Raw genomic sequence first — 12,876 nt, 5'->3', positions numbered from 1 at the left:
TCCGACAGTAGGCATCCGCCGCTTCCCGCAGCCCGCGTTCCCGTCCGGCTGGCCCGAACCGCACCCTCCTCTGGCCGACCACCGCCCCTCCCGCCGGGCCGGGGTGGCAGACTCGGCCCATGAGCGATCACCTGCCCGAGCCGGACAACCAACTCTCCGACCCCACCGAGCTGTTGCTCGGCTACCTGGACTACTACCGGTCCGCCGTCGACGCCAAGTTCGCCGGTGTGCCGGACGCGGAGCTCCGCGCCTCCCTCCTCCCCTCCGGCTGGAGCGCGCTGGAACTGCTCAAGCACCTGGCACACATGGAGCGGCGCTGGATCCGCTGGGCCTTCCAGGGCGAGCCGCTCCCCACCCCCTGGGGCGACCGGGGCCCCGACGACCGCTGGCACGTCGGCCCGGAGGAGACCGTCGAGTCGCTCCTGGCCGCCCTGCACGCGGGCGGCGCGTACACCCGCAAGGCGGTCACGGGCACCCCGCTCGCCACCCACGCCACCCCGGGCGGCCGCTTCCCCGACGACGGGACTCCGCTGCCCACCCTGGGCTGGATCCTGTTCCACGTCCTCCAGGAGTACGCCCGCCACGCCGGCCACCTGGACATCGTCCGCGAGCTCACCGACGGCCGCACCGGCGAGTAGCCGCACCGGCGGGCGCCCGAACCGGCGGGCAAGCGAACCCGCGGGCGTCCGAACCCGCGGGCGTCCGGAACGACGGGCAGCCCGCACGGGGAGTGCCCGAACCGCCGGACAGTGAAGGCGGGTTCGGCGAGGATGGCGGCATGGCAGACGAAACGATCACCGCACGCGCCATCGCCGACCGCCACCTCGACCAGGTGGCCGCCCGGAATCCGCTGGTGGCCGCCTGGTTGGGGCTCCGCTCCGGGGACGACCGGCAGCCGGACCTCTCGCCGGAGGGTTTCGAGGAGCAGGCCGACACCGCCCGGCACACCCTCGCCGCCCTCGCCGCGGCCCCCGCTCCCGTCACCCCCGCCGACCGGAACTGCGCCCGCCTGCTCCGGGACCGCCTCAGCGCCGAACTGGCCCTGCACGAGAACGGCGAGAACTACCGTCAGCTCCGCAACATCGGCGCCCACGTCCACCAGGTGCGCGACGTCTTCACCTTCGTGCCCACCGCCACCGAGGAGGACTGGGCCCTGGTGGCCGGCCGGCTGCGCAATCTGCCCGGCGCGCTCGACGGCTACCGCACCACCCTGGACGAAGGCATCTCCCGGGGGCTGCTCGCCGCACCCCGGCAGGCGGAGTCGGTGGTCGAGCAACTCACCGCCTGGACCGGGGAGTCCACCGGCTCCGCCGGCTGGTTCGCCGACTTCGTGGCCCCCGGGCCCGAGAAGCTGCACGGCGAGCTCACCGAGGCGGCCCGCGCGGCCACCGCCGCCGTCGCCGGGTTCCGCGACTGGCTGCGCGACACCTACGCACCCGCCGCCCTCGGCACCCCGGACGCCGTCGGCCGGGAGCGCTACCGGCTGGCGGTCCGTGACCACGCGGGCGCCGACCTCGACCTGGACGAGGCGTACGCCTGGGCCTGGGAGGAGTTCCACCGGACGGCCGCCGAGATGCGCGTCGAGGCCGGGCGGGTGCTGCCCGGGGCCGGGGTCCTGGAGGCGGTGGACCACCTGCACCGGCACGGCCACGCGGTCGAGGGCGAGGAGGCGGTCCGGGAGTGGCTCCAGCAGGTGATGGAGCAGGCGATCACCGCGCTGGACGGGACGCACTTCGACATCTCCGGCCCGCTGCGCCGGGTGGAGTCGCACCTGGCCCCGGCCGGCAGCGCCGCCGCCCCGTTCTACTCCGCGCCCAGCCTGGACTTCGGCCGCCCCGGCCGCACCTACCTGCCGACCCTGGGCCGGACGGTCTTCCCGACCTGGCACCTCGTCACCACCTGGTACCACGAGGGCGTCCCGGGCCACCACCTCCAGCTGGCCCGGTGGACCGAGCTGGCGGCCGGCGAGCTGTGCCGCTACCAGACCACCTTCGGCCGGGTGAGCGCCAACATCGAGGGCTGGGCGCTCTACGCGGAGCGCCTGATGGACGAGCTGGGCTTCTTCGAGGACCCGGCGCACCGGCTCGGTTTCCTGGACGAGCAGATGCTGCGCACCATCCGGGTGATCATCGACATCGGCATGCACCTGGGCCTGACGGTCCCCGCCGACTCGGGCTTCCACCCCGGCGAGCGCTGGACGCCCGAGCTGGCGACCGAGTTCATGGCCACCTACAGCGGCACCCCGGCCGGGAAGCGGGACAGCGAGATCGTCCGCTACCTCGGCTGGCCCGGCCAGGCCATCGGCTACAAGCTCGGCGAGCGGGTCTGGCTGCGCGGGCGGGAGGAGGCCCGGCGCCGTCGCGGCGCCGCGTTCGACCTCAAGGCCTGGCACACGGCGGCGCTCTCCCAGGGCTCGCTCGGCCTGGACGACCTCGCGGAGCAGCTCGGCGCGCTCTGAGCCGCCCCCTCTGACCTGCGACGCGGCCCGGACGTCCCCCCCGCCGCTCGGCGGGGGTGACCCGCCGGACGGCGGCCGGGACCAGGACCACGGGGTGACGTGGCCCGCCGGACCGGGTGCGACAGTATGACCGCACCCACCGAAGAGCCCCAGCCAGGAGACGTCATGACCGAACCGGACCTGTCCCCGGTCGCCGCCAGCCTCCCCGAGGCGTTGCGGGTGGCCCTGGCCGGCACACCCGCCGGTGCCACGACGGTCCGGCTGCCCGCCGGACTGCCGGAGGTCGCGCTGGCCCAGCCCGAGCTGGACCGCCTCCTCACCGTCCTCGTCGAGCAGGCGCTGCGCCGCAATCCGCCGTGGGCGAAGGCCTCCGTGACGGCCTACCGGACCGGCGCGGGCGAGACCGAGGTCCGGATCACCGACGGCGGCCCGCCCGTCCCGGACGAGGCGATGTACTGGGCCTTCGCCCAGGGCCACCTCCGGGACGCGGGCTGGGCGGCCCTGCGCGAGACCCCTGGCCTGCGCTTCACCGTCGAGAACACCGGCGCCGGCCGCACGGTGGTGCTCACCCTCCCCCTGGTGGCGGTCGCCGTCTGACGCCCCGTCCGCCCCGTCCACCCGGTCCGCCGCGACCGTACGACCGGACGGTGGACGGGACGTGTCGTCAGCCGTGGCCCGTCGTTGCACGGGGCATGCGAAAGATCATCTCCGCGGCGGCCCTGGCCGCCCTCGCCCTGACCCTGGCCACACCCGCGCAGGCCGACAACGACAGCAACTTCGGCGAAGCGGTGAACGCCGCGAACAACTGGGCCTTCACCGCCGCCGCCGTCTGCTTCCAGGAACTCGCCGTCGTCCCCGTGGGCGGCACCTGGGTCGGCGACGCGGTCAACCACTGCGTGAACGGGAACGTCCTCAACCACTCCCGCTGACGGCGAGGTCCACGAACAGCGCGGCCGACCAGCCGAAGCCGCTGGTGGCGCGCGGGGCGCAGGCCCCGGTGAGCGGGTTCCAGTACTCGTAGAGGCCGCCCCCGTCCCGGACCATCGCCAGGGTGCGGCGGCGCAGCTCCGCCGCCGTCCCGGCGAAGCCGGAGCGCTCCAGGCCCTCCGCCAGCAGGTAGTTGACGTTCAGCCAGACCGGGCCGCGCCACATCGCGTCCGGTTCGAAGGCCGGGTCGTCGAAGGCCACGGTGGGGACGGGGTGGCGGCCCCAGAAGGAGGGCGAGCGCAGGGTCCGCTCCAGTTCCGCCGCCACCCCCGCCGGGAGCCGTCCGGTGAAGAGCGGCATCAGGTCGAGCACCGTCCGCACCCGCACCGGCGCCCCGTCCGACAGGGTGCGGAAGCCCTTGCCGTCCCAGCGTCTGGCGAGCATCAACTCCTGGTGCGCGGCGGCCCGTTCGCGCCACCGGGCGGCCTCCTCGGGCCGGCCGGTGGCCTCGGCGATGTCGGCCAGGCAGTCCGCCTGGTGGATCAGGTAGGAGTTGAGGTCCGGGGGTTCGGCGCGCGGGCCGTAGTCCCAGACGGGGCTGTCGTCCAGGCCGGAGGAGTACGGGTGGAGGTACTCGGGCAGGCCGTCGCCGTCCGGGTCGGAGGCGGTGAACCACCACTCGTGGGCGCGGACCAGCTTGGGGTAGACCTCGGCGAGGAACTCCGGGTCCGGGTCGGCCTGGTGGACCTTCCAGACCGCCCAGGCGGTGAGCGGGGGCTTGGTGACGGGCACCGGGGTGGCGGACATCCCGGCGCCGTTGGCCCGGCCGACGTGCTCGCTCAGCCGGGCCAGGTCGGAGCGGGGCAGGTCGGTGGTCTCCGCCAGGACGCCGAAGTCGTGCACCACGTCCGGGAGTTGGCCGCTGGCCAGCTGGTGGTCGAGGAGCAGCAGGATCTGGTCGCGGGCCAGCGCCGGCGAGGCGTGCCGCAGGGCGACGGCGTGGAAGAGCGCGTCCCAGTTCCAGACCCCCAGGTAGCCGTACTTGGAGGGGACGAGCCCCTCCCGGCCGCCGATCGGCAGCAGATTGACGGCCAGCGTCCACCAGGCCATCCGGGCCCGCTCCGCCAGCTCCTCCGGCACCTCGGGCAGCAGTGCGAACCACTCCGCCCAGCGTCGCTCGGCGGCACGGCGGACACCGCCGGCGGCCCACTCCCCCTCCAGGCCGACCTCCGGGCCGTCCTCCGGGCCGACGACCACCTGACACCCGGTCAGCTCCACCGACCGCACCGTCCCGCCGGGCAGCCGCCAGGAGGCCGTCCCGCCCTCCCCCGTGAGCACCAGCGTCGACGGGTCGGCGAACAGCAGCTCGGCCCCGCCCTCGAAGCGCACCGCCACCGGGTCCGCCGAGACCACCGGCAGCTCCCGGCCGCCGGCGTCCCGCACCACCAGCCGTGACAACTCCACCGTCAGCGGCGCCTCGTACTCGGCCCGGGCCACCCGCAGACCGTCCTCCTCCGCCGGGGCGAGCACCAGCAGCCGCGAGCCCCGCTCGGTGAACGGCCGCTCCACCAGGTCCAGTTCGACGTACATGCTCAGCGCCCCCCGAGTCCGGACTCGGCCATGCTGTTGAGGATCTTGCGCTGCCCGACCAGGAAGGCGATCAGCATCGGCAGCACCGTCATCGCCGACAGTGCCGCGGTCAGACCGTAGTCCAGACCGCCCTTGGCGGAGTTGAAGGAGTCCAACAGCAGTGGCACGGTGAAGAGTTCTGGGCTGTTGAGGAAGATCAGCGGGAAGAAGTAGCTGTTCCAGCTGCCCAGGAAGACGATGATGCCCAGCGTCCACAGCCCCGGCCGGATGTTGGGCAGGATGATCCGCCAGAAGATGGTCCAGCGGCCCGCGCCGTCGATCCGGGCGGCGTCCTCCAGTTCGACCGGGACGGCCCGGATGAACTGCCGCAGCAGGAAGACGGCGAACGGGTTGGCGATCGCCGGGAGGATCAACGCCAGGTGGGAGTCGATGAGGTGGAGCTTGGCCAGCATGATGTAGAGCGGCACCACGATGACCTGGGAGGGCACCATCTGGGTGGCCAGGAAGAGCCCGAAGACCGGGCCCGAGCCGCGGAACGGGATGCGGGCGAAGGCGTAGGCCGCCATCGCGCCGGTGAGCAGGGTGGCCACCACGGTGACGGCCGCGATGTACATGCTGTTCCAGTAGGCCTGCCCGAGCGGGACGGCCCGGAGCACGTCGGCGTAGTTCTCCGGGCGCCACGGGTCGGGCAGCCAGGCCAGCGGTTCGTTGATCATCTGCTGCACCCCCTTGAAGGAGGTGAGCAGCATCCAGACGAACGGGAAGATCATCAGCAGGCCGCCGAGGGTGAGCCCGGCGTGCAGCAGGGCCTGCTTGCGGAAGCTGGTCATCGCGGCCTCACGACTCGTAGTGGACGAAGCGCTTCTGCGCCTTGAACTGGATGGCCGTGACCAGCAGCGTGAGCAGCAGCAGGAGCAGTGCCGCGGCACTGGAGAGCCCGAAGTGGAACTCCCGGAAGCCCTGTTGGTAGACCTTGTAGACGATGGTCTGGGCGCCCTCGTTGTGGTCCGGGTTGACCAGCACGTAGATCAGGTCGAAGGCCTGGAAGGAGCTGATCACCGAGACCACCACGGTGAAGAAGACGGTCGGCGAGAGCAGCGGCAGGGTGACGGAGCGCAGGGTCTGCCAGGGGCCGGCGCCGTCGATCCGGGCGGCCTCCAGCAGGTTGGCGGGGATGGTGGCGAGCCCGGCCAGGAAGATCACCACGTTCAGGCCCAGCGAGGACCAGACGGTCACCACCGCGATGGCGGGGACCACCCAGACCGGATCCTCCAGCCAGTTCGGCAGGGTGACCCCGAGCAGGTCCCGCGCCGTGCCGTTCAGGATGCCGTCGGTGCCGCTGCCCAGGATGATCTGCCAGAGCACCGAGACGGCGACCGAACTGGTCACCACCGGAAGGAAGTAGACCACCCGGTAGACGGTCCGGCCGCGCACCCCGTGCAGGGCGAGCGCCAGCCCGAGCGCCACCACCAGCCCGGCCGGCACGGTGATGAGGCCGATCTTGACGGTGTTCCAGACCGCCTTGCCGAAGTACGGATCGCCCAGCAGGGCGCCGTAGTTGTCGAGGCCGACCCAGGTGGCGTCGCCCAGTCCGTTCCAGTCCAGGAAGGAGAGCACCACGGCGAAGCCCAGCGGGCCGACCAGGAAGACCAGCAGCCCCAGGAGTTGGGGGGCCAGGAAGAGCACGGCCCAGCGGCGGTCCCGCCGCCGCCAGAGCGGCTCGCGGCCGCTCCGGGTGGCGGCGCGGCGGGACCGGTCGCGTGCGGGCGCCTCGGCGACGGCACTCACCCCTGCTTGCCCTTCATGCCGTCGACCAGGGTCTGCAGCTCGGTGAGCCCCTGGTCCAGGCCCACCTTGCCCTCCCAGATCTTCATCAGGTGGTCGTTGACGGCCTTGGTCAGGCCCGGAACGGCCACCTCCTCCGGGTAGTTGGCGAAGCCGTTGTCCCGGGCGTCCAGGAAGGTCCTCACGTGGGCGGGGTAGTTCCCCTCCGTCACCAGCTCGTCCGCGCCCTTGACCGAGGGGACGGCGGTGCCGCCCTTGAGCCGCAGGGCCTGGCCCTCCTTGGAGACGAACTCGGTGAGGAAGGTGAACGCCTCCTTCGGGTGCGCGCTGTCCTTGTTGATCGCCAGGTAGGAGGCGGCCACCGCGCTCGGGATCGGCTTCCCGTCCACCGAGGGGAACGGCACGATGTCGTAGTTGGCCAGGTCCCCGCCCTTCTTGACGCTCTCGGCCACCCAGCGCCCGCCCGCGTAGAAGCCGGCCTTGTGCTTGACGAACTGGGTGCCCGGGCCGTTGCCCTCCGGGAGCAGGTCGGCCGAGGCGAAGGTCTTGTCCTTGTAGCCGTCGGCCAGCACCTTGAACGCCTGACGGGCCTTCGGGTCGCTCGGCGCGACGTACTTGCCGCCCTCCCAGACCTTGCCGCCGAAGCCGTTCACCAGGCTGTAGGTGGAGCCGTACCAGTTCCAGAAGATGGAGCCGTACTTGTCCGCCGCCTTGAGCTTGGCGTTCATCTCCAGGTAGGTGGCCATGGTCCACGCCCCGGCCTGGTTGAGCGCGGCCGGGTCCTCGGTGATCCCGGCCTCGGCGAGCGCCTTCTTGTCGTACCAGAGCACCTCGGGGTTGGTGTCGTTGGGCACGCCGTAGGTGACGCCGCCCTTCTTCGCCCCGCCGTAGATGCCCTCGAAGAAGTCCGCGGGCTTGCTCCTGCTGTCCGGCCCGGCCAACTGCTGGTCCAGCGGGGCGAGCACGCCGTCCGCGACCAGCTTGCCGATGAAGTCGTCGCCGACGTAGAAGACGTCGGGGGCGGTCTTGGAGGTCAGCTGGGTGAGCAGCTTGGGGTTGTAGTCCTCGTAGGAGGCGACCGGCTCGAACTTGAGGGTGATGTTCGGGTGCTTCTTGGTGAAGTCGTCGGTGAAGGCCTTGAAGACGTCCAGGTCCTCGGCCGAACCCCAGGTGGACCAGCGGATGGTGACCTTGCCGTCCTTGGCGTCGGAGGATCCCAGGGCGCCCGAGCCGCCGGAGCCGCTGCAGGCGGACACGGTGAGCGCGGTGGCGACGGCGAGCAGTGCGGTTCTCCTGCTGATGACAGACACGAAGTGCTCCTGATGGTGGGGAAGTTGAGGGTGGAGCAGGGGGTTCAGGCCAGACCGCCGCCGTCCACCAGGAGGGCGGAGCCGGTCATGTAGCTGCTGGCGTCGCCGGCGAGGAAGAGCACCGCACTGGCGATCTCCTCCGGCGTCCCGGCCCGCCCCATCGGGCGGTCGTGCGCGTCCTTCTCGAACACCGCCCACTCCTCCTGGAGTTGGCGGGCCTCCTCGCGCAGCATCGGGGTCTCGGTGTCACCGGGATTGACCGAGTTGACCCGGATGCCGGCCGCCGCGTGGTCGATCGCCAGAGCGCGCGTCATGTTGACCACGGCGGCCTTGGAGGCGCAGTAGACCAGGGCCTGCGCACCGCCCTTGAGGCCCCAGCCGGAGCCGGTGTTGACGATCGAGCCGCCCTCCTTCATGACCGGGATGGCGAAGCGGCACATCAGGTAGACCGAGCGGACGTTGACCGCCATCACCAGGTCCCAGTCGTCGGCGCTGATCTCCAGCGCGGTCTGGCGGCGGGTGATCCCGGCGTTGTTGAAGAGCACGTGCAGCCCGCCGTAGGTCTCCACCGCGATGGTGACGACCCGTCGGCAGTCGGTCTCCGAGGAGACGTCGGCCCGCACCGCGGTGGCCCGGCCGCCGGCCGCCTCGATCTCCCGGACCACCGGGCCGGCGTCCGCCAGGTCGGCGATCACCACGGCGGCGCCCTCGGCGGCGAACAGCTTGGCGGTGGCCCGGCCGATGCCGGAGGCCCCGCCGGTGACGATCGCGACCTTGTTCTGCAGGGTGTTCATAGATCCTCACTTGCTGACTGGATGCGGTACACCACGGATTCGCGGTGGCCGGTGACCACCCGGGCCGGGCCGCTGAGCGCGGCGTCGGCCAGCGGGTCCCCGCTGTCGACGAGCAGCGGGCGGCCGCCGAGCGCGGCGAGCTTCTGCTGGGTGGCGAGCACGGTGATCCCGGCCAGCCGCTCCAGCACCCGCGGGCTGAACTGCTGGTTGCCCCGCCCGATCACGAAGCCCTGGCCCCCGATGACGGAGAGCACGGCGCACGTGACCTGTGACATGGCATGGGTGAGCAAGGTCTGCTCGGTGACGTCACGGGCGAGCAACTCCCCGTCCCGGACCAGGTCCACGCCCAGCGGCGTGAGCTCCAGGCCGAGCCGGCGCCCGACCGCCAGGGTGGTGGCGCCCGGCCCGAGGGCGTACGAGACCCCCGGCGCCATCGCGTCCACCGCCGCCCGGGCCACCGACTCCACCGAGCCGGGCGGCGCGGCGGAGGAGCCGGTCTTGCGGCCGCTGAGCCGGGCCCGGGCGGCGGGCACCCGGAGCGTCCCGTACAGCCGGGCCCCGACCCGGCCGGCCCGGTGGGCCTCCTCGTCCAGGTCGACCACCTCGGCCTCCAGCGTCCGGCCGTCGTACCCGGCCGCCGTCACCCCGGCGGCGAACGGGCTGACGGCGAAGCAGCCGGAGTACACCTTCACCCCGGCCGGGACGCCGAGCACCGCCCCGACCGGCCCGGCGTCCAGCACGTCGCGGGCGGTGCCGTCCCCGCCCGCGAAGAGCAGCAGGTCCGCCCCGGCCAGGGCCGCGACCGCCGCCCGGGTGTCCGCCGCACCGGTCGACTCGCCCGCCCGGAAGGCGACTTCGTACGGAACCCCGGCCGCCCGGGCGCTCTCCTCCCCCATCGCCCCGGCCACCGTACGGACCAGGACGCCCGGCCGCCGGGCGTGCAGCGCCCGCAGCGCGGCCGCCGCCCGCTCCCCGGCCCGGGGCACCGCCCCCAGGGCCAGCGCCCTGGCCTGCACCCCAGCGCCGTCGCTGCCCTTGAGCGCGACCGCGCCGCCGAGCCCGGCCACCGGGTTGACCACCAGGCCGACGATCACCGCCGGTGCTTCCGCAGGTAGGCGCGCCAGGTGGGGGCCCACTGCTCGGGGTCGTCCAGGCAGGTGGCGTCGGTCCGGTGCACGGTCTGGTGGTACGGCGCGCCCTTGACGAACTCCGGGTCGGTGCGCGCCTCCTGGGCCACGTGGGCGAGCACGGCGGCGTACTCGTCCAGGTCCTCCCGGGAGTACGACTCGGTCGGCTCCAGGGTGAACGGCTCGGGCACCACGTACGGGTGGTGGCTGGTCCAGTAGTGCAGCCCGAAGTCGGCGGCCCGGATGCCGATCTCCTCCGAGTGCACCCCGGTCTCCTCCGACAGCTCCTGCCAGGAGTACCGGACCTGCTCCACCCGGCGCCGCTCGGGCCACGGGACGGAGGCCCCGGGGATGCGGCTCACCTTGTGCAGCAGGTAGTTGTTGTTGAGCACCGCCGTCTCGGCCACCTCGCGCAGGCCCTCGGCGCCGAGGGCCATCACCCAGGCGTAGGCCCGCACCACGTTGGGCGTCACGCCGAGGAAGGGCCGGATCTTGCCGACGCTGCTCTCCGGGGTGGTGAGCCGGTACTCCTCGCCGACCCGGTCCACCACCGGCCCGGGCAGGAAGGGCACCAGCGCCTCGGAGACCCCGCAGGCCCCGGCCGCCGGTCCGCCGCAGGCGTGCGGGGTGGAGAAGGTCTTGTGCAGGTTGAAGTGGCAGAGGTCGAAACCGGCCTCCCGGGCCCGGGTGATGCCCAGGATGCCGTTGGCGTTGGCCTGGTCGTAGCAGGCCAACCCGCCCGCCGCGTGGACGAGTTCGACGAACTCGCGGATCCTCGGGTTGAAGATCCCGGTGTCCTCCGGGTTGGTGATCAGCAGGGCCGCGGTGCGCGGGCCGACGGCGGCGCGCAGCGCCTCGATGTCCGGGTAGCCGTCGGCGTCCGGCATCAGGGTGATCACCTCGTACCCGGCCACCTTGGCGCAGGCCGCGTTCGAGGGGTGCGAGAACATGGTGGTGATCACCTGGTCCCGCTGCCCGCCCTCGCCCCGGGAGGCGTGGTAGGCGCGGATCATCGCGATGTTGGCGTAGATCGCCGCCGAGCCGGCCCCGGGCTGGAGCGAGACCCGGGCCATGCCGGAGACCTCCCTGAGGATCTGCTCCAGCCGCCAGTACACCTCCAGCACGCCCTGCACCGTGGACTCCGGCTGGAGCGGGTGCAGTTCGGCCACCTTCGGGTCCCGCACGAAGGTGTCGTTCACCTTCGGGCTGTACTTCATGGTGCAGGTGCCCTGGCCCACGTCGATGTTGAAGTCGGCGCCCAGGGTCTCCTGGGAGAGCCGGAACCAGTGCCGGACCACCTGGTTCTGCGAGAGCTCCGGCAGCGCGGGCGGGGTCTCCCGCCGTACGCCGTCCGGGAGTTCGACCAACGGGGCGCCCGGGGCCGGGACCCCGATGCCGCGGCGGCCGGGCCGGGACAGCTCGAAGACGATCTCCTCGTCCCAGCGTGCCTGGTGGAAGCGGCGCAGGGCCGGCTTGGGCGCCACCGGAAGGGTGGCGAAGGACTCTCCGTGCGAGCTCACCGGGTACCTCCGGAAGTGGCCAGGGCGTCCTTGACGGCCGCCGCGAGGACGTCGATGTCGGCGATGGCGTGCCGCTCGGTGACGCAGACCAGCAGCTCCCGCGGCCCGAGCCGGACCCCGCCGAGGATGCCCCGCTCCAGCAGGGCGGCCAGCAGCGCGTCGGCGTCCGGCACCTCGATCGCGAACTCCCGGAAGTGGATCGCCTCCTGATGGCGCACCACCGCCCCCGCACCGGCCAGCGCGGTCATCGCGTACCGGGTCCGGGCCAGCACCGTCTCGCCGAGCTCGCGCATCCCCTGCGGGCCCATCAGCGCCAGGTAGACCCCGGCGGTGATGCCCCAGAGGGCGGCGGCGGTGCCGACCCACTCCTTGCCCTCCTCGCGCAGCGCGAAGGAGGTGCGGTCGTAGAAGACGTCGCCGAAGCCGTACTCGCCCTCCACTGCCGTCGGCGCGATGCCGAAGAGGCGGGAGGGGTACTCGGCCACCAGCCGCTCCTCGTCCCGGCTGGCGATGAACCCGGCCTGGCCGCCGCCGTACTGCTGGTGCATGCCGAGCGACTGGATGTCCCCGCAGACCAGGTCGGCCCCGTAGGAGGACGGCGGGGCGAGCACCCCGAGCGAGACCGGGTCGGTGCCGACCACCAGCAGTGCGCCCACCGCGTGGGCCTGCTCGGCGAGTTGACGCCCCTTCGTCTCCACCACGCCGTAGACGTTCGGGGTCTCCAGGTAGAGCGCCGCGAAGCTCTCGTCGAGGGTGACCTCCCCGAGTTCGCCGGAGTCGGCGACCGGGGCGAGCACCACCTCCAGGTCGGGGGCCAGGTAGTCGCGGATCTTGGCCAGCTTGTCGGCGGCCACCGCCCCGCTGACCAGCACCCGGCTGCGACCGGTGTAGCGCGCGGCCATCCGCAGCGCCGTGCCGGCCGCCTGGTAGCCGTCGTAGGTGGGGACGTTGACGACGTCCATCTCCAGCAGCTCGGCCATCATCGAGACGTACTCGAAGAGCGCCTGGAACCGGCCGTGGTCCTCGTACGGCTCGCCCGCGTAGGCGGTGAGGAACTCGCCGCGGCCGTTCACCTCGTCGCAGACCGCGGGCACGTGGTGCGGGTAGCAGCCGTGGCCGAGGAAGCTGAGCAGTTCGGTGGTGTCGGAGTTGCGGGCCAGCAGGCCGCGCACGTGCCGCACCAGGCCCTGCTCGTCGGCGAACGGCTCGGGCAGGTCGAGCGGGCGGGCCAGCCACAGGTCGGCCGGGATGTCGCCGTAGAACTCGGCCACGTCCGCGGCGCCGATCTCGGCGAGCATGGCGGCCCGGGCCTCGGGCCCGGCGTTGGGTATGTAGGGGTGGCTCGTGGGGTGGCTCATCTCGCTC

The 12,876-nt window shown here is 72.8% G+C and carries 12 protein-coding genes; 4 read left to right on the top strand and 8 right to left on the bottom strand.

Translation table 11 applies throughout. The annotated features are described in order from the left end of the window. Window positions 1–119 precede the first annotated feature (119 nt). The 4 genes from ACIA8O_RS19365 to ACIA8O_RS19350 all read left to right on the top strand — a co-directional run bounded on the left by ACIA8O_RS19365 (window position 120) and on the right by ACIA8O_RS19350 (window position 3,387). A complete protein-coding gene (locus tag ACIA8O_RS19365; protein WP_396295107.1) occupies window positions 120–638 on the top strand; it encodes a DinB family protein in 519 nt (172 codons plus the stop codon). A 140-nt stretch (window positions 639–778) separates the two neighbouring features. Then, complete coding sequence (locus ACIA8O_RS19360) at window positions 779–2,458, top strand: DUF885 domain-containing protein (RefSeq protein ID WP_396295106.1); 1,680 nt, start codon at window positions 779–781, stop codon at window positions 2,456–2,458. A gap of 165 nt (window positions 2,459–2,623) precedes the next feature. Then, complete coding sequence (locus tag ACIA8O_RS19355; protein ID WP_396295105.1) at window positions 2,624–3,055, top strand: hypothetical protein; 432 nt, start codon at window positions 2,624–2,626, stop codon at window positions 3,053–3,055. A gap of 95 nt (window positions 3,056–3,150) precedes the next feature. Continuing rightward, the gene (locus ACIA8O_RS19350) at window positions 3,151–3,387 is read left to right on the top strand and encodes a hypothetical protein (RefSeq protein WP_396295104.1); all 237 of its coding nucleotides are present in this window, start codon (window positions 3,151–3,153) and stop codon (window positions 3,385–3,387) included. Here the strand turns inward: ACIA8O_RS19350 and ACIA8O_RS19345 are convergent. Genes ACIA8O_RS19345 through gcvPA form a run of 8 tightly spaced genes read right to left on the bottom strand, consistent with a single transcriptional unit; the run spans window position 3,371 to window position 12,869 of the window. Then, entirely contained in the window at window positions 3,371–4,975 is a 1,605-nt protein-coding gene (locus ACIA8O_RS19345; RefSeq protein WP_396295103.1) for an amylo-alpha-1,6-glucosidase, read from the bottom strand. The genes ACIA8O_RS19350 and ACIA8O_RS19345 overlap by 17 nt on opposite strands. 2 nt (window positions 4,976–4,977) lie before the next feature. Next, entirely contained in the window at window positions 4,978–5,805 is an 828-nt protein-coding gene (locus ACIA8O_RS19340) for a carbohydrate ABC transporter permease (protein ID WP_396295102.1), read from the bottom strand. A gap of 7 nt (window positions 5,806–5,812) precedes the next feature. Beyond that, window positions 5,813–6,763 (bottom strand): carbohydrate ABC transporter permease, encoded by a 951-nt coding sequence (locus ACIA8O_RS19335; protein ID WP_396295101.1) that lies wholly within the window; start codon window positions 6,761–6,763, stop codon window positions 5,813–5,815. Beyond that, window positions 6,760–8,070: an ABC transporter substrate-binding protein gene (locus ACIA8O_RS19330; protein WP_396295100.1), complete on the bottom strand. Its 1,311-nt coding sequence runs from the start codon at window positions 8,068–8,070 to the stop codon at window positions 6,760–6,762. The genes ACIA8O_RS19335 and ACIA8O_RS19330 overlap by 4 nt, the downstream gene beginning before the upstream one ends. Window positions 8,071–8,114: 44 nt before the next feature. After that, on the bottom strand, window positions 8,115–8,864 hold the full coding sequence (locus ACIA8O_RS19325; RefSeq protein WP_396295099.1) for an SDR family NAD(P)-dependent oxidoreductase: 750 nt from the start codon (window positions 8,862–8,864) through the stop codon (window positions 8,115–8,117). Beyond that, window positions 8,861–9,958 carry an ATP-NAD kinase family protein gene (locus ACIA8O_RS19320; protein WP_396295097.1) on the bottom strand — a complete coding sequence of 366 codons (1,098 nt, stop codon included), beginning with the start codon at window positions 9,956–9,958 and terminating at the stop codon, window positions 8,861–8,863. The genes ACIA8O_RS19325 and ACIA8O_RS19320 overlap by 4 nt, the downstream gene beginning before the upstream one ends. Further along, the gene (gene gcvPB / locus ACIA8O_RS19315) at window positions 9,955–11,511 is read right to left on the bottom strand and encodes an aminomethyl-transferring glycine dehydrogenase subunit GcvPB (protein WP_396295096.1); all 1,557 of its coding nucleotides are present in this window, start codon (window positions 11,509–11,511) and stop codon (window positions 9,955–9,957) included. The genes ACIA8O_RS19320 and gcvPB overlap by 4 nt, the downstream gene beginning before the upstream one ends. Beyond that, entirely contained in the window at window positions 11,508–12,869 is a 1,362-nt protein-coding gene (gene gcvPA / locus ACIA8O_RS19310; protein ID WP_396295094.1) for an aminomethyl-transferring glycine dehydrogenase subunit GcvPA, read from the bottom strand. The genes gcvPB and gcvPA overlap by 4 nt, the downstream gene beginning before the upstream one ends. Window positions 12,870–12,876: the final 7 nt, after the last annotated feature.

It is taken from the genome of Kitasatospora sp. NPDC051853, from assembly GCF_044452665.1.
GTDB lineage: Bacteria > Actinomycetota > Actinomycetes > Streptomycetales > Streptomycetaceae > Kitasatospora.
This window is presented reverse-complemented; position numbering and strand designations above follow the sequence as displayed.